General features: G+C 49.2%; 13 protein-coding genes and 1 tRNA gene. 11 read left to right on the forward strand and 3 right to left on the reverse strand.

Annotation, left to right across the window (positions count from 1 at the left end; all coding sequences use genetic code 11):
- The first annotated feature begins 56 nt into the window (after positions 1-56).
- From CCC32_RS06390 to CCC32_RS06415, 6 genes are all read left to right on the forward strand, one after another.
- The gene (locus CCC32_RS06390) at positions 57-1,310 is read left to right on the forward strand and encodes a sigma-54 interaction domain-containing protein (protein ID WP_044079493.1); all 1,254 of its coding nucleotides are present in this window, start codon (positions 57-59) and stop codon (positions 1,308-1,310) included.
- 70 nt (positions 1,311-1,380) lie between these two features.
- Positions 1,381-1,878 (forward strand): LptE family protein, encoded by a 498-nt coding sequence (locus tag CCC32_RS06395; RefSeq protein WP_287073233.1) that lies wholly within the window; start codon positions 1,381-1,383, stop codon positions 1,876-1,878.
- A 70-nt stretch (positions 1,879-1,948) separates the two neighbouring features.
- Positions 1,949-2,704: a DUF8458 domain-containing protein gene (locus tag CCC32_RS06400; RefSeq protein ID WP_044064760.1), complete on the forward strand. Its 756-nt coding sequence runs from the start codon at positions 1,949-1,951 to the stop codon at positions 2,702-2,704.
- A 9-nt stretch (positions 2,705-2,713) separates the two neighbouring features.
- On the forward strand, positions 2,714-3,085 hold the full coding sequence (gene secG, locus CCC32_RS06405; RefSeq protein WP_287073143.1) for a preprotein translocase subunit SecG: 372 nt from the start codon (positions 2,714-2,716) through the stop codon (positions 3,083-3,085).
- Between the two features lie 92 nt (positions 3,086-3,177).
- Positions 3,178-3,251, forward strand: a tRNA-His gene (locus CCC32_RS06410).
- Between the two features lie 292 nt (positions 3,252-3,543).
- The gene (locus CCC32_RS06415) at positions 3,544-5,205 is read left to right on the forward strand and encodes a putative transporter (protein WP_042518743.1); all 1,662 of its coding nucleotides are present in this window, start codon (positions 3,544-3,546) and stop codon (positions 5,203-5,205) included.
- A gap of 256 nt (positions 5,206-5,461) precedes the next feature.
- On the opposite strand, the gene ald is transcribed toward CCC32_RS06415, so the two are convergent.
- The 3 genes from ald to CCC32_RS06430 all read right to left on the reverse strand — a co-directional run bounded on the left by ald (position 5,462) and on the right by CCC32_RS06430 (position 8,761).
- Positions 5,462-6,568, reverse strand: a complete 1,107-nt coding sequence (ald, locus tag CCC32_RS06420; RefSeq protein ID WP_022317653.1) for an alanine dehydrogenase — start codon at positions 6,566-6,568, stop codon at positions 5,462-5,464.
- Positions 6,569-6,850: 282 nt separating this feature from the next.
- Positions 6,851-8,362: a sensor histidine kinase gene (locus CCC32_RS06425; RefSeq protein WP_287073146.1), complete on the reverse strand. Its 1,512-nt coding sequence runs from the start codon at positions 8,360-8,362 to the stop codon at positions 6,851-6,853.
- Between the two features lie 15 nt (positions 8,363-8,377).
- Positions 8,378-8,761: a response regulator gene (locus CCC32_RS06430; RefSeq protein WP_287073148.1), complete on the reverse strand. Its 384-nt coding sequence runs from the start codon at positions 8,759-8,761 to the stop codon at positions 8,378-8,380.
- Positions 8,762-9,880: 1,119 nt separating this feature from the next.
- Between CCC32_RS06430 and CCC32_RS06435 the strand changes: the two genes are divergently transcribed.
- The 5 genes from CCC32_RS06435 (at position 9,881) to gluP (ending at position 17,991) form a co-directional block, all read left to right on the forward strand.
- Positions 9,881-12,661, forward strand: coding sequence for a substrate-binding domain-containing protein (locus CCC32_RS06435; protein WP_287073151.1), 2,781 nt, complete (start codon positions 9,881-9,883; stop codon positions 12,659-12,661).
- Between the two features lie 1,120 nt (positions 12,662-13,781).
- Positions 13,782-14,648 (forward strand): DNA/RNA non-specific endonuclease, encoded by an 867-nt coding sequence (locus CCC32_RS06440; protein ID WP_044064765.1) that lies wholly within the window; start codon positions 13,782-13,784, stop codon positions 14,646-14,648.
- Between the two features lie 254 nt (positions 14,649-14,902).
- Complete coding sequence (locus CCC32_RS06445; protein WP_022317658.1) at positions 14,903-15,688, forward strand: Nif3-like dinuclear metal center hexameric protein; 786 nt, start codon at positions 14,903-14,905, stop codon at positions 15,686-15,688.
- Between the two features lie 7 nt (positions 15,689-15,695).
- Positions 15,696-16,547, forward strand: a complete 852-nt coding sequence (locus tag CCC32_RS06450) for a zinc ribbon domain-containing protein (RefSeq protein WP_022317659.1) — start codon at positions 15,696-15,698, stop codon at positions 16,545-16,547.
- 196 nt (positions 16,548-16,743) lie between these two features.
- Positions 16,744-17,991 carry a glucose/galactose MFS transporter gene (gene gluP / locus CCC32_RS06455; RefSeq protein WP_022317660.1) on the forward strand — a complete coding sequence of 416 codons (1,248 nt, stop codon included), beginning with the start codon at positions 16,744-16,746 and terminating at the stop codon, positions 17,989-17,991.
- Positions 17,992-18,096 lie beyond the last annotated feature (105 nt).

An 18,096-nucleotide genomic window follows, 5' to 3' on the forward strand; every position in this document is an offset into this window, starting at 1 on the left:
AAAACAAAACACACTGCCGAAGAGTGGATTTTATTGTGTAATTTTGTCGCAATTATATGAATACATCAGATCTTCAGAAAATAAAGCAACGTTATAACGTCGTGGGAAACTGCGATGCGTTGAACCGTGCGCTCGACGTCGCCTTGCAGGTGGCGCCGACAGACTTGTCTGTGCTCATAATCGGAGAGAGCGGCGTGGGAAAGGAGATTATACCGAGGATAATTCATGACAACTCGCCACGACGACGGGAGAAATACTTCGCCATAAACTGCGGTTCCATACCGGAAGGCACCATCGACAGCGAACTCTTCGGCCATGAGAAAGGTTCCTTCACAGGAGCCATAGGAGAGAGCGAAGGATATTTCGGAGTGGCAAACAAGGGCACCATATTCCTCGACGAAGTGGGGGAGCTGCCGCTTGCCACACAGGCAAGGCTGCTGAGAGTGTTAGAAACGGGAGAGTATATCCGTGTGGGAGGTCAGAAGATAATGAAGACCGACGTGCGCATCGTAGCCGCCACCAATGTGAATATGCGCAAGGCGGTGAGCCAGGGACGCTTCAGAGAAGACCTGTACTATAGATTGAACACCATCCCGGTGCAGATGCCGCCGCTGCGCGACCGTGGCAACGACATCCTGCTGCTCTTCAGACTCTTTGCCATGCAGATGGCGGAGAAATACAACTTCCCGAAGATAACGCTCGACGAACAGGCTCAGGCTATGATGCTCAAATACAAGTGGCCCGGAAACGTGAGACAGCTGAAGAACATCACGGAACAGATGTCGGTGCTCTCGCAGCAAAGGCTGATAACGGCAGAGACTCTGCTGCATTACATCCCGCAAGACCCGGAGACGACGCAGCTCGTTGCCATGGGAGGAAACGGCGGCAGCGGAGAACAGCACTCGTATGAGAGCGAGCGCGACCTGCTGTACAAAATCCTCTATGAACTGAGAGGTACCGTGGCCGACCTCAGAAGAGAGGTGGATGAACTGAAGAAGAAAGTGGATGGGGGACATTCCGACGCACCACGCCGGCTGGAGCATTTCGGCAGTTCCGATACTGTGCCAGCCATTATTCCGCAGCAGCATGGTGATGTCAACAGCAGGCAGACAATCGAACCCTCCGTACAGGATGCCGTGGCAGAGGAGATTTCTGAACCTGAAAGCCTGAACCTGGAGAACGTGGGACGCCACATGCTGGAGAAAGCCCTCGAAAAGAACGGCGGAAACAGGAAGAAGGCGGCACAGGAACTGGGAATCTCAGACCGCACTCTGTATAGAAGAATCAGACAGTATGGACTCGACAAATAACCATAGTGTGAAGACAATGAAATCAAGAAACAAAGAGAGCCGCAGACTCTCCGTATATAATAAAGGTGTAATGACCATTGCCGTGGCAATCATCGCCATGGTGATCACGGCATGCAGCGTGTCGTATAAGTTCAATGGAGCGAGCATCGACTACAACAAGACCAAGACGATACAGATCGCCGACTTCCCGATACGCTCAAGCTATGTGTGGGGACCGATGGCGAGCATCTTCAACAATCAGCTGAAAGACCAGTATGCCAACCATACCAGACTCATACAGGTGAAGAGAAACGGCGACCTGAAAGTGGAGGGAGAAATTACCCAATACTCACAGCGAAACAAGGCAGTTACGGCACAGGGCGAGTCGGCACAGGTGGAACTCTCAATGACGGTAAACGTGAGGTTCACAAACAACGCCAACCATAGCGAGGACTTCGAAAGACAGTTCACTGCCACCACCACCTACGACAGCCGCCAGTCGCTCAACTCCGTACAAGAGGAATGTGTGACGCAGATGGTGAAAGACATCACCGACCAGATCTTCAACGCTACAGTGGCAAACTGGTAGGATGTGACAAACCGGCAAGATATAACAAAGACCTATATATTAACAAGATAAAACTACCGACGACAAGAATATGGATTTAGGGCAACTGATAAAACACCCGGAGATGATGGACAAGGAAACGCTGTACGACCTGCGTTCCCTCGTGGCCCTGTATCCATATTACCAGACGGCGAGGCTGCTCATGCTCCAGAATCTGTATGTGCTCCACAGCCAGTCGTTCGACGAGGAACTCAGAAAGGCATCAGTGTATTTCACCGACCGCCGTGTAGTCTTCAAACTCGTTGAGGCTGCCCACTACAAGCTGCGCAATGCCGAGGAGAAGACACAGAAAAAATACCATTCAGAGGAAGGCGAGAGCCGTACGATATCGCTCATCGACCAATTCCTCGACACCCTGCCCGACGATGGCGACGAGACGGACAACTCGGCGCCACGACGCAAGCCCACTCCGGCAGACGCTGCAGTAGACTATGTGTCATACCTGCTCGAAACAGAGAGCGAGGCGGAAAAAGAGGCAGAGAAGGCCAATCCCCACATGAAGGGACAAGACCTCATAGACAACTTCATCAACAACGAGGGAGGAAAGATAGAACTGACTGACGCTCCCGACAGTCCACCCGAAGAATACGACAAGACAGAGGAAAATGATGGCGATGAAGGGGTCTTTACCGAGACTTTGGCGCGAATTTACATAAAACAAGGACAATATTCAAAGGCTTTGGAAATTATTAAGCGATTAAATTTGAAATATCCAAAAAAAAATGTTTACTTTGCAGACCAAATTCGCTTCTTGGAGAAATTAATAATAAATAATAAATACAAATAACAAAAGAAAATGTACACATTATTCTTAATTCTTATCGTTTTGGCAGCAGTGCTGATGATAGCTATCGTCCTGATACAAGAGTCTAAGGGAGGTGGTCTGGCATCAAACTTCTCTTCATCAAATTCAATCATGGGTGTACGCAAGACCACAGACTTCGTTGAGAAGGCTACATGGGGACTGGCAATCTCATTGGTTGTTTTCAGCGTGGTTTGCGCATATACTGCTCCTCAGGCAGATGGCTCACAGAGCGTGATGGAGAACGCTACAGAGGCTCCACAGACAAATCCTAACAACGTGCAAGGCTTCGGCGCAGCCCAGAAGGCAGCTCCGGCACAGGGTGCTCCAGCAGCAGCTCCAGCAGCTCCGGCACAGGGAAAATAAAGAAAAAAGCAAAAAAGTACGTGAAATATTTGGAAGTTTCAAATAAATCACGTACCTTTGCACTCGCTTTGAAACACTAAGCGTTTTACATGGTGGCTGTAGTTCAGTTGGTTAGAGCGTCAGATTGTGGTTCTGAATGTCGTGGGTTCGAGCCCCACCAGCCACCCAGAAGAGGAAGTCTTTAAGAGGCTTCCTTTTTTCGTTGTATAAGGTTTGTGCAACGCCACCTCGTATCTTCTCAACTCTTCTGTCCTCGTCACCTCGTATCTTGGGTCAGCGGATTTATTTGTCCTCTTCATCTTATTTGTCCTCTTCATCTTGTCACCTTGTCAGCTCGTCACCATAAACCATTATTTCAAAAAGCATTACCGTTTTACACTCAAAATCGGAAAATTTCCATTACCTTTGCAGCCCAGAGAGATTTCTGTTACATAACAACAGGTTTTAAGAAAGCAAAAATGGAATGGATTGAAAGTCTTTTCACGATACACTCTGCCGTGCAGAGCATTGTCGTGTTGTCCCTTATTGTGTCATTAGGACTAGCCCTCGGCAAGATCCACATCAGAGGAATATCCCTTGGTGTGGCATTTGTCTTCTTCATCGGCATCGTGGCAGGTAGTCTGCATCTCTCGGCATCCCCAGAGATGCTGAATTTTGCCGAGACGCTCGGCTTGTCGCTGTTTGTATATGCGCTCGGCCTTCATGTAGGTCCCAACTTTATCGGCATGATGCGCCATGACGGCGTGTCGCTCAATGCGTGGAGCATGGCGCTTATAGCCCTGGGCACGGTGATGGCACTCTCTTTGTGCCTCGTGCTGCCGGTCAGCGTGCCGGATATGGTGGGAATACTCTGTGGAGCCACCACCAACACCCCAGCCTTGGGAGCTGCCCAGCAGGCTCTGTCCAATGCACACCTGTCGAGTAGCGGTGCTGCCCTGGGATGCGCCGTTACATATCCCCTCGGTGTAGTGGGAGTGATTTTCGCTATGATACTGCTGCGCAAGTTCTTCGTCACTCCCGACGACCTGCAGCCTCACAATGCAAATGATGAAGACCAGACCTTTGTCGGTCAGTTCGTGGTGGTAAACCCTGCCATTGCCGGCAAGACGCTGGCTAAGGTGTCGCAGATGACCCACAACCACTTCATCGTGTCTCGCATCTGGCGTGGCGATGACGTCATCGTTCCCAATGCCTCCACTATTATCCAGTCTGGCGACAACGTGCTCGTGGTGACAAGGCGCGACGAGGTGTCTGCCATGGAGGTGCTCTTCGGCAAGAGGGTGGAAAAGAACTGGAACCGCGACCATATCGACTGGAATGCCATCGACTCCTCGGTTGAGAGCCGTGTGGTGGTGATGACACGCACGAAGCTGAACGGCAAGCCCCTCGGTTCGCTCCACATGCGACAGATATACGGGGTAAACATCAGCCGCGTGATGCGTGGTGACATCAAGCTCCTTGCCACTGACTCCCTGCATCTGCAGTATGGCGACCGCGTAACGGTAGTAGGTACACCAGACAACATCAACCATGCCGCATCGTTCCTCGGCAACGCCATACAGGATCTCAACGAGCCAAACCTCAGTGCCATCTTCTTCGGACTGCTGCTGGGACTGGCTGTCGGCATGATACCGTTCTCCATCCCAGGCATGAGCACACCGGTGAAGCTCGGCATTGCCGGAGGTCCGATCATTATGGGAATCATCATCGGAGCGTTAGGCTCGAGAGCGCATTTCATCAGCTACACCACACGTTCGGCATCGCTCATGCTGCGCAAATTCGGACTGTCGCTCTATCTCGCCTGTCTCGGACTTGCTGCCGGCAAGGATTTCTTCGCCACTATAATCCGTCCTGAAGGACTGCTGTGGGTGGGAGTGGGATTCCTGCTCACCGTTCTGCCGCTTATCATCATTGGAGTGATAGCCCTGAAGACCAAGAAGTTCGACTTCGGCACTATCTGCGGTCTGCTCTGCGGAGCCATGGCAAACCCTATGGCATTGAGCTACGCCAACGAGACCATCAAGGGCGACAGGGCATCAGTGGCCTACACTTCGGTTTATCCTCTCGGCATGTTTGTCAGGGTTATCATTGCCCAGGTGATAATAATGTTCCTGGTTTAATCCCAAATGGTCATTAGGTCGTTCAATGTAATATTTTACAACTGCTTGCAGTCTTTTGTTTTTTCATGAGAACGGATTTGTCAGGCGGCTTTCCGCTTGTCGTATTCCAATATCAAAAATGGAAGGGAAAGAGAATCATATCGTGATGATATGAAATCTCTTTCCCTTCTGGCTTTTTTCCGCGACGCCACATCTTATCACTACGATGCGGCATCTTTGCTTTCCCATGATGTCACATTATATGTTCTATGCTTTTTCAAAGCTCCACTGGCTCGTATTCCAGTCCGAACACGTCTGCCACAGCCTTGAATGTCACCTTGCCGTTCACGATGTTCAGTCCCCTGTATAATGCCGGGTCATCCTTGCATGCCTTTTTCCATCCCTTGTCTGCAAGTGCGATGGCATATCTCAGCGTAGCGTTTGTCAGCGCCGTCGTTGAAGTGTTTGGCACCGCTCCCGGAATGTTGGCAACGGCATAGTGCACGATGCCGTCCACGGTGTATACAGGCTCTGAGTGGGTCGTTGGCCGGGATGTCTCGAAGCATCCGCCCTGGTCTATTGCCACGTCAACGAGCACCGTTCCCGGCTGCATGATCTTCAGCATGTCTTTTGTTATGAGGTGTGGGGCCTTGTCTCCCGGCACGAGCACGCTGCCCACCACGATGTCTGTGTCTGGCAGCATCATTCTGATGTTATGTTCAGTGGAGTATAGTGTATGTGCGTTTACCGGAAGTTCCATTTCGAGCTGGCGCAGTCTTGGCAGCGAGATATCCGTTATCCATACGTCGGCACCCAGTCCGCATGCCATTCTCGCCGCAGCCTCTCCCACGGTGCCGCCGCCCAGTATCAGCACCTTCGTGCGGTCTACTCCCGGCACACCGCTGATGAGCTTTCCCTTGCCGCCCTTGGTCTTCTGCAGATAGTAAGCACCGTTCAGCGTAGCCATGCGTCCTGCCACCTCGCTCATAGGGATAAGCAGCGGCAGCTGATGGTTGTCGGTTTCCACAGTCTCGTATGCCAGACACACGGCACCGCTCTCAATCATGGCATCGGTGAGCCGGCGGTCGCAAGCGAAGTGGAAGTATGTGAATACCAGCTGGTCCTTCTTTATCAGTTTGTATTCAGCCTCGATAGGCTCCTTCACCTTTATTATCATCTCCGCCTCCTGATACACCGCTTCGATGTCGGGCAGTATGGCAGCCCCCACCTTTTCGTATTGGTCGTCGCTGAATCCGCTGTTCTCTCCAGCTGTGTGCTGCACCACTACCTGATGGCCATGGCGTATCAGTTCTGCTACTCCGGCAGGTGTCATGCCGACTCTGTTCTCGTTGTTCTTGATTTCTTTTGGAATACCGATCTTCATAATGATGTGGTTTTAAGGTTAGACATCGCTTTTCCGCCGTAAATATATGAAAAAATCGGATTACTTGTATTTGTGTCGGTTAAAAAAGTAACATTTTTATATTAAAACTATACGTTTTGATTGGTTGGTTTTGCAAAATGATGCATTTGTGTAATGTGTTGTCTCTGTCCTTCGCTCATCTTGATATTCGTGACGCCTTCCTGCCAACTCGTTAACTTGTCCACTCGTTAACTCGTCAACTCGTCTATATCTCCTTCAGCACTTTTTTCAGTTTCCTCATTTTTACCCCCCCCGACTCGTTTTGTTCAGGTTGAGGGGATGAGTGAACACCATACGTGTGCCGTTGGTGTACGATGTGTCAAGCCATATCTTGCCGCCCATGCTCTCTGTCAGTACCCTGCATAGAGACAGTCCCAGACCGGTGCCCTGCACGTATTGGTTCAGTTTCACGAACCGTCCGAACACCATTTCCGCCTTGTCCTCAGGTATTCCGCAGCCTGTGTCAGTCACGGCGAACGTGATGTAGTCGGTGTCGTAGTCAGGGCGTATGGTGAGTTTTATGAATCCCTTCTTGGTGTATTTGCTGGCGTTCGACAGCAGGTTTATCATCACCTGTTTGAGTCGTATCGGGTCGGTGTATATCATGAGTCTCTCGTCGCTGGGGAAATCCTCTATGTATTCTACATCTTCCAGTTTGCTGGCGTGTTTCACCGACAGTATGCTTGTTCGGCTAAGGGCTATCACGTCGCATTCCTCCGGACTGATAGGCAGTTTGCCTGATTCGATTTTCGATATGTCGAGGATGTCGCTTATCAGGTTGAGCAGCATGTCCGAGTTCTCCTTTATCACGTGGCAGAACTGCTTCTTCTCCTCCTCCTCGTAGTCGTCCTCTTCAAGAAGATTCGCAAATCCCACTATGGCGTTCAGCGGAGTGCGTAACTCGTGGCTCATGTTGGCGATGAACGAAGTCTTCACGTTGTTTGCTCTTTCTGCTATGTCCTTCGCTCTTTTCAGTTCCTCGCTCTGTATTTCGAGAGCGTCTCTCAGTCTTTTCATCTTCAAGAGATAGTATATGGCGAGAACCAGGGCGATGGCGAGGAAAGCGAATACAGCGAGTGTTGGCAATATAATGCTTTTGTTTGCCGAGAAGAAGTGTGTCGCTGTGTTCAGCACCACGGCGTCTTGTGGCAGTTCGGCATCTTCCTTATTGAAGGCTTCGAGCATTTTCTGGTAGAAGGTATATGTAGACGGTATGATATGGAAGAGGCTCCCTCTTGTCTTCTTGCCGTAGAGATATTCTATTGCCATGTCGGCAAGCATCTTTCCCTGTGGAGTATATTCCGGTGTGTATCCTCCTATCGCCCAGTTGCCCATTCCGGTTGACGACAGCGAGAATGCCGGAATCTGCGGGTTTGCCTTTCTCAACACGTCGTCGGTGCTTGTCAGACTATAGTTCTCGCTGCTGTCTATGCGCCATGTGCCGAGCCACAACACGGTGTTCTTCCCGTTGAGGTTCTTCAGTTTGTTGCAGATTTCAAACATCGTGTTGCTCCTTCCGTCGAGCAGCACCAGTTCTATATCCTTGTGGCGCTTCATGTGTCTTATCACGTGGGTCTGCATGGCGAGTCCGCCCAGGGTGAAGTCGGTGATGAGGGCAATCCTCTTTGTGTCGGGGTTATACGAGGTTATCACGAGAATCCTCTTGGCTTCTCGTGCGAAAGCGGCGTTGGCATGCGACAATGCCATGACGCACACGGTCAGGACCAGCAGTCCCGTTCTTATGTGTCTCGTCATTCCCCTCATGATGGGCTATCCCAGGATTATTTCCGCTTGTCGGCGAATCGTGTCGAGCAGCTTGTTCTGCAGGATAGGCTTTTCGATGAAGTCGTTCACCCCCAGGTCATAGCATTCCGCCATGTTCACCTCGTCTGTTATTGCCGATGTCACGATTATCGCCACCTCGTCTTTGCCATGTTTGCTCCTCACGCTGCGAATCACGTCCCATCCGTCAACGCCCGGCATCATGAGGTCAAGGATTATGATGTCCGGGTTGAAGGATTCAATCTTTTTCAGAGCCTCCTCTCCGCTCAGTGCGGTATCGGAGTCGGCATCGAGTTTCTTTTTTATTATGGTAGAGATCAGCGTTACGTTAGTAGGAATGTCGTCAACGATCAGTATCTTGCATTTTTTCATAAACTTATTTTTTTCAAGTATTCATGCAAAGATAATTCTTTTTTCAATTAAACACTATTTGTATGTAATATTTTTTTGTAAAAACGTTTGTCATATTCTTCTTCTTTTGAGAAATTAGTTCACTTACATGGAATTGTTTTCCTGAAACAAAGTGTCAAAGTATCATTTTCAGCCATTGATTTCAGCTTATGTCTCTGAAAGAGAGCGTGTTGCGTGAATGATACTTTTCCGTTATCCTTACAAAGAAGTATCATGGAAGTATCATGGAAGTATCATCAGACCATGCAGCTATTGCATTCCTTTCCAGCGGTTTCGTTCCATGAATGTTTTGGGCACATTCCGGGCAGTATCCGTGCCCACTTGGGGCAACGTGCTTGCCCAACATGGGCAACGTGCTTGCCCCACTTGGGCACGGTGCTTGCCCATTTCGTGAAGAATTATACCGGACAGCAATGAGTCTTGTTATTTCAAAGCATTATGCCGGAATGAACAAAAAAACATGACAGAGCAATATCTTTGCAGTCCGGTCGTTATCTATACCGATGAATACGGCATCTTAGAACTGCAAGTCATAAATGCAGAAAATAGATTGCTATTACAAGAGATGCAGGCACAGAAATTTCTGCCATGCCCCAATAACCCCCCAAACGTTCATTATACCGTTTTGGCTTAAAGCAATGACACTCATCCGCATGAAGGATTTTCAGTAGCCTTGTGGCCGGCCTGTGGTCTGTCTGAAAAGAAGAAATTTTATCGGCAAATGGACTTAATGTGAAAAGAATGTCGTATATTTGCAGAGTGAATGTATTGAAAGTATAAGGATATCTACAATTATCTACGAAGCATAAGAGGAGGTCGTTGTGACGACTGTCATGAATCGGAAAATGCAATTACATTGTGATGGGCGCAATGGGATATCCCCATGTGCTGTTAAGTGGACTTTTTCGGTAAACCGGATTGACGGGGCGAAACATGCTTTTGTTCTGTCAGGGCGATAAGCGCAGAGCTTTGTAATAAGACGCAGACGGAAATCCAATGACAGACTTCCTGTGCTATATATAAATAGGTATATAATTAATATAGATATGTAACTTGATGCGTAAAAGTATTTTTGATATTATGATTCAGAATAAAACAAACTTTGGTCGGAAGTTATCCACTATGGTGGCGGCAGTAATGCTGGCATCAGTGGCGGCAATGTCTCTGGTTTGCTGTTCCGAAAAAACACATAAATATAGAATCGGCATCTCCCAATGCTCCGACGACAGCTGGCGCCAAAAGCAGAACAGTGAGTTCCGCTTCATGAGTTATATCAACGATTCCGTGGAAGTAGACATCAAGTCGGCCAAAGACAACAACGCACAGCAGGCAGCACAGATAGACAGTCTGGTGGACGAAGGCATCGACCTCCTTGTGGTGTGTCCCAACCAGCTCGACGGAGTGACCAAAGCCATTGAACGCGCCTACGACAAAGGCATTCCCGTGATATTCTTTGACAGAACGACGAACTCCAATAAATACACCGCCTTTATCGGTTGCGACAATTATCGCATCGGTTTCGATCTCGGCACATACATCGCCAACCAGCTCAACGGCAGCGGTAGGGTGGTGGAGATACGCGGTCTGGACAACTCCTCGCCGGCCAAAGGCAGACACGAGGGATTCGTGGATGCCCTGAAGAACTACCCCGATGTGAAAATCGTGGCGAGCGAAGGCGCCGACTGGGAACAGACAGGGGCAGAAAAGGCAATGGAGAAGATACTGGCAAAGACCACCGATTTCGACTATGTCTATGCCCATAACGACCGTATGGCGTATGCCGCATACCTCACCATGCGCCGCCACAACCTCTCGGGAAAGGTAAAATTCGTGGGGGTGGACGGACTGCTCGGCAAAGGCGGAGGAGTGGAGATGGTGAACGAAGGTATTCTCGACGCATCATATCTGAACCCGACAGGAGGACAGGAAGTGGTAGACCTCGCAATGAAGATACTCACAGGCAAGGACTTCAACCGCAGTAACAGCCTCTCTACCACCATCATCACGAAAAACAATGCCGAACTGACACTGATGACCGACCTGAACGCCGAGCAGCAGAGAAATATGCTCGAACGGTTGCATAATCAGGTGAACAAATACCAGAGATACAACAGCGGACAGGAACTGTTCATCAGTCTGCTGGGAGTATTACTTGTGCTCCTCATTGCAGCCGTAGTGATGATGCGGAAGAGCAGTATGGCAAAAGGCAAGCTCGCGCAGCAGCTCACCAAGCGCAACGAAGAGCTGAACAAGCTCAATACCGAAGTGATAGCGCTCATACAGTCGCGTCTCAGATTCTTTACCAACGTGAGCCATGAGCTGCGCACTCCGCTCACGCTCATCGTAGACCCCGTGGAACAACTCTTCAAAGACGAAAAACTGAGCAAACACGGCAGAAACCTCCTTGTCATCGTGCGCCGCAACGCCAATGCCCTGCGGCGGCTCGTTGACGACATCATGGACTTCAGGAAAATACAGGACGGCAACGTGAAATTGCATCTGTGCAATTTCAGTCTGGCAGAAAAGGTGAGACAATGGGTGAGCGACTTCTATCCTACTGTGGAGAAGAAAAACGTGAACCTCGAGATAAACACAGACAAGTATACCGACAGCGACTTTGTTGGCGATGAGGAGAAGATAAACCGCATCGTCTTCAACCTCGTCAGCAATGCCGTGAAGTTCACTCCTGCCGGAGGAACCGTTATGGTGACGCTGAGCGACATGCCCGACCGTAAGGTGCTTATCAGCGTGAGCGATACCGGCAAGGGAATACCGGAGGAAGACCGCGAAAAGGTATTTGAACGATTCTTCCAGACCGAAGGCACGGAGGGAGGCACAGGCATAGGACTCGCCATCGTGAAGGCATACGCTGAACTGCACGGAGGCCAAGTGATGGTGAGCAGTCATGAGGGACAGGGCTCCAATTTCATTGTGGTGATACCGAGAGAACACAGTGGCGAGCAGGTGGAAGACATGGCAGTGGAGAGTTGTTGTTACACGGTCGATGACGAAGACTCCGGCGCGGGCAATAATTATACGGCAACGCCGACAGATGAAGATGCTGGCGTGAAACACAGTCTGGTGCAGAAAGTGATAGGCGATGACAACAAACCGACGCTGCTCATCGCCGACGACAACAAGGAGATAAGGGATTATATGAAGGCGCTACTGTCAGACGACTATGTCATCATAGAGGCTGCCGACGGCAACGAGGCTCTCAAGATGGCGAGGACATTCCATCCAGACCTCGTCATCAGCGATGTCATGATGCAGGGAATCGACGGACTGGAACTCTGTGCGGAGCTGAAACGAAACTCCGCCACCAGTCAGACACCCGTAATCATCGTTTCGGCAAAGGCTCTCGACGAACAGAAGATAGAAGGCTATGAGAACGGTGCCGACTCGTATATCACGAAACCATTCAGTTCGAAACTTCTGAGAACGCGAATAGAAAACCTGCTGAGCAGCCGCCGGAAGCTCAAGGATTCAATCATGGGCATGCAGGATGTGGCAGAAGACCCAGTAGGCATGTCAAGCTCCGACCAGGAGTTTGTGGAACGTCTGCGTCTCATCATACAGCATAATATGGGCTACAGCGAGTTTGGCGTTGAGGCTATCGGCAGAGAAATGGGACTCAGCAGAGTGCAGCTCTATCGCAAGGTGAAGGCAGTAATGGGCATCTCCGTAGTAGACCTGCTGCGCAAATCGCGTCTGCAGAGAGCGAAGTCGCAGCTGGAGCATACCGACAAGGGTATAGCCGAAATAGCATACGAGGTGGGGTTCTCCTCACCGTCATACTTCACCAAATGTTTCAAGGACGAGTATGGCATGCAGCCGAGCGATATAAGGAGCGGCAGATGATTTAACCCAAATCGGTCATTAGGGCTTGCCTGGATTTTGTTCTTTTAGAAGAGTGGATTTTGTTTGGCTTTTAATGAGTAATAGCGAGCTATTGCGAATTAAAAACAAGCAAAAGACGCCTTATAAAAAGCAAAAGACTGCAAGCAGTTATTAAAATTATACATTGAACGGACTAATGACCGTTTTGGGTTTAATGCTGGCGCTCCGTCCTGATTCTTGTCTTATCGCGTCTTGTTTAATGTTGTCTTCTTATTGTGATGTTTTGGATTGCAGTGTCACAAAACGCTGCAGCTTGTCTCATTTCGCTCTATATTTGCATCGGTTATTGATAGTAATTGTGTCGTGATGTTTTATAAGTGAAAAACTACATTTCTGAATATTTCATCATAAAAAGGCTTCGGATAATTACTTTTTATAGTTATAAAATGTTCATTTTGCGCTATTTTTGATACCGTGAACGATTTTTATTATTATATGAAACAAATTTTATACTGCTTGGCGGGCTCTTACGATAACTTTGCAAGCGGAAATAAATATTGTAGATATTGGGAGCGGCAATCTGAGAAGACGCGACGCTCAGAAAAGACTCATTGGCAATCATATTCTATATGATGTAAGCCATATCGCTTTTATTCTCAATCCAATTTGATGCAGAAAAAAACGACCGCCAGTGAGTCTTTTTCAAGATGGTAACACAGCTATCCGCAACGATGATAATGCAAGGAAGGCATTAATGCGGTCGGCGACAAAGATATAGAATAGGTTTAGTTTAGTGTTGATGATGTGATAATCATCAGAAGATTGGTAAAAAGGTTAATTTTCAATAGGTAGTAAACAAATCAAGACCAATTTCTTTGGATGGTCCCTTGGCATAGAGAGCTTGCCGGGGGATCATCTTTTTTATGGTTTACAAAGTGTGACAATTCTGCTTTTTTTGCACTTCCGTCATTGGTGTATGACGATTTTCCGATTATTATCACTACCTTCGCAGTTGCAAACGAATAGAATGATGGATGTTTTTCCTTCATCCTGTGAAAATGGTGTGGCTATGCCATGGGAGAATAGCCTTTGACCAGACATTAAAGCAACTTAAATAATACAGTTAAAGATATAATTCGAAATGAGAAAACTATTCAGGAAGCAGATACTTCTGCTCACAGTACTTGCCGTCTTCTTCGGATGCACCGCCAACGGCGGTTCGAAAGACATTGTCAAGGGGTTGATTGACGTTGCCACGAAGAGCGGTGTGGCGCCGGATAAAGCGGGGGCGTCGACTGTAGATATTGCGGCTGCTGACCCGGACGGGTTGGAGATACCGGCTCCGCTGAAGGGCGTGAAAGAGCAGATACTCACTCGAAGAGGGTATGCCGTGTCGTATAACGCTGACACGAAACTCCCCAACTGGGTGGCATGGCGTCTTGACGCCAGCAGGCTGGAAGGCGGTGTGAAGCGTCCGCGCAAGGCATTTCATGAAGACGAAGACGTGGCAGAACCGAGAGCCACAGACTGGGACTACTACAGTTCAGGCTACGACCGCGGGCACATGTGTCCGGCAGGCGACAACAAATGGGACAAAGAGGCGATGTGGGAGTCGTTTCTGTTCACCAATATCTGTCCGCAGAATCCCAGTCTGAACCGTGGCGACTGGAACGAGATGGAGAATGCCTGCCGCCGTTGGGCACAGCAATACGGCAAGGTGTACGTGGTGTGCGGTCCGGTTCTATATAAAGGCAAGCACAAGACCATCGGCAAGAATAAGGTCGTGGTGCCGGAAGCGTTCTTCAAGGTGGTGCTCTGTATGGAAGGCACTCCGAAGGCAATCGGTTTCATATACAAGAACGAGGATGGCAACCGTCCGAAAGGCGACTATGTGAACAGCGTAGACGAAGTGGAGCGCATCACAGGCATCGACTTCTTCCCGTCGCTTCCCGACGATGTGGAGAAGAAAGTGGAGAAAACCGCAAGTCCCGAAGATTGGGGAATCTGATGCGGTAGCAGATATACATCATTGCATAGCGTGTTTTTGTAACCCAAATTGGTCATCAAAACCGTGGAAATTACTTGTTTTCACCTTGTTGTTGGTCGATTTGGGTTAAAACATATTAATATATAGCGTAATTTCTTCAAGAAATCAGATAGTTTTGCTAATTTTGCACTCTAAAATATTATAATAGGTATATTCCGCATGTCAGCGGTGTGCAACAGGTAAAAGCGGAATGAACATTTTAAAGGCTGTAAAGCGTGAAAATAATAGAAGTGGTTCGTGCCCTTGAGCGTTTCGCGCCTCTGCCCTTGCAGGAGAGCTTTGATAATGCCGGCTTGCAGGTTGGATTGACAGAGGCGGAAGTTTCAGGGGCATTATTGTGTCTTGACGTGACGAGCAGCATCGTTGACGAGGCGGTAGAAAAGGGGTGCAACCTCATTGTCTCACACCATCCGCTCATCTTCCGTCCGCTGAAAAGAGTGGTGGGGGCTGACGACGTACAGAGGGCAGTGGCAAAGGCTATCAAGCATGACATCACGATCCTCTCCATGCACACCAACATGGACAATGCCCAGGGTGGCGTAAATTTCAAGATGGCAGAGAAGATGCAGCTCACCGGTGTGAAGTTCTTCACCGAGAAACAGGTGGATGGTATCACATGCGGCAGCGGAGTGATGGGAGAGTTGCCAGGTGCAATGGCGGCAGACGATTTCATCATGATGCTCAAACGGGAGTTCGATGTGGAGTGCGTGCAGTGCAACCAGCTGCTGCGACGCCCTATCCGCACGGTAGCCATCTGCGGAGGAGCAGGGTCGTTCCTCCTGCCGGAAGCGATAGCCGCCGGTGCCGACGCCTTCGTGACGGGAGAGATGCACTATCATGATTATTTCGCTCATGAGCAGGAAATACAGATTGCCGTAATCGGCCACTATCAGAGCGAACAATATACATACGAAATATTTAAATCAATAATCGAGGAGCAGTGTGAAGGAGTGAGATGCGTTGTCACAAGCCAGAACACCAATCCTATAATTTATTTGTAAAAGCAATATGGCTAAAAAAGATCCTACAGATTTGACAGTAGAAGAGAAGTTGGAGACTCTTTACAAGTTGCAGACCACATTGTCGGCCATCGACGAGAAAAGAGCCCTCAGAGGAGAGCTGCCTCTCGAGGTGCAAGACCTTGAGGACGAGATTGCCGGTCTTACCACCCGTGTGGAGAAGATCAAGGACGAGATAGAAGACTTCCAGCAGGCTGTCACCCAGAAGAAGGCTGAGATCGCCGCTGCACAGATAAGCGTGAAGAAATACAACGAACAGCTTGACGACGTGCAGAACAACCGTGAGTATGACACGCTGAAGAAAGAGATTGAGTTCCAGACACTTGAGATAGAGCTTTGCAACAAGAAGATCCGTGAGGCTGCCACCAAGGTGGAGGAGCGCAAGAGCGACCTGAAGCGTGCTGAGGAGCAGATCGACGACCGCAAGCAGGCTCTCGAAGAGAAGAAGAACGAGCTCGACGAGATTATCGAGGAGACACGTGCCGAAGAGGAACGCCTCAGAGACAAAGCCAAGGATCTGGAGATGAAGGTGGAGCCACGTCTGCTCACAAGCTTCAAGCGTATCCGCAAGAACGCCCGCAACGGCCTCGGCATCGTTTACGTGCAGCGTGACGCCTGTGGTGGTTGCTTCAACAAGATTCCGCCTCAGAGACAGCTCGACATCAAGATGCACAAGAAGATTATCGTTTGCGAATACTGCGGACGTATCATGATAGACCCGGAACTTGCCGGAGTGAAGACTGTGGCAGAGGAGGATAAGCCGAAGCGCAAGCGCACTATCCGCAAGCGCACAGTGGTGAAGAAGGAAATGATCGGTGTGCCAGAGGACAGACTGTCGTAAAGATATCGGTTGACGGGTTGACAAATCTATGGATTGAAGAGGAGAAATCCCGGAGGTTCATGAATTTGTCAGCCCGTCAGTTCATATCATCAACTATTGACTATTTATTATTGACCTGTGGCTCGTCAGCTCGTTTGCTTGCCAACTCGTCAATTTGTACTCAACAAACATAAATATATAAACATATTACTAACTTATGGACAATATTCAAAAGAAGCAGGCGCCTAACTATACGTTTGCGCTTATCGTGATGTTTGCCGTGATGTTTCTTATCGGCTTCATCACAACAATGAACAATTCGATGATTGAGTTCTGCAAAGAGGCTTTCGGACTGAAAGACTCTCAGGGACAGTTGGTAAACACAGCATTCTATGGAGCCTATGCTCTCTCTATTCCTCTTGGAATGATGATGAACAAGATAGGCTACAAGAAGACCCTGCTGCTCGGACTCGCCGTTGTGGGCATCGGATTCGTAATCAACTACTTTGGCATTTCGTCGCTGCTCGGTATGGAGACATCGGTGATATATTCCGTGTTCCTCGGCAGCATGTTCATCGTGGCTCTCGGTATCGTGATGCTTCAGCTCGTGGCAAATCCATACGTCATGGTGCTCGGTTCGCCGGAAAAGGGAGCTTTCCGCATGACATTGTCTAATGCCCTCAACTCCGCTGCCACTACTGTGGCACCGGTATTCATCACCTACGTCATCATCGCCGGCAAGGCCAAGACTCCCGATGCAGTGCCCGGACCATATCTCGGACTCGGCATATTCACTCTTATCCTGTGTGTCGTGCTTTTCTTCATGAAGTTGCCGAACATCAACGAGGAGCAGCAGGCAGAAGAGGAGGGCGGTGAGCGCAAGGAGTATAAGAGCAGCGTGTTCAGCTATGCTCACGTGTGGTTCGGTATGCTCGGCATTTTCTTCTATTTGGGTATCGAGCTCGGAGTGCCATCCATGTTGCCTGCTTATTTCAAGAGCAATCCGGAATTGGCAGCCTATGGCACAGCGACAGACTTCCTTCCTTATTATTGGGGCGGAATGATGGTCGGCAGGTTCGTGGGAGCTGCTATTCTCAATAAGTTCAAACCGCGTCGTATCCTCTCCATTTGCCTTTGCTGCGGAGCCTTGTGTGTGGCAGCTTCGTTCTTCCTCACCGGCATCGCTTCTGTATGGGCAATGCTTGCCGCAGGACTCTTCCATTCTGTGATGTGGCCGTTGGTGTTCAACCTCGGTCTGCAGGAACTCGGTCCGCATACGAAGAAGGCATCCGGTATCATCAACCTTGGTGTTGTCGGTGGCGCCACTCTCCCGTTGCTTATGGGATGGATCGTTGACAACCCGGCACTCGGCGTTGGCTATGCTGTGGCAATGATGTTCATCTATTATGTATACGTGTTCTGGTTCTGCAACTTCGGCAGCAAAATAGGACTTAGCAAGAAATAAGGCAGTTTCAATAATGGCAAAATAAATGACGGGCAGACAGGAAATGAATCCTTGTCTGCCCGTCTTTTATTTTGCGATATCTTTAACCCAAATCGGTTATTAGGA

Origin of the sequence: Prevotella sp. LMAG:51, from assembly GCF_008680225.1 — a bacterium.
Lineage (GTDB): Bacteria > Bacteroidota > Bacteroidia > Bacteroidales > Bacteroidaceae > Prevotella > Prevotella pectinovora.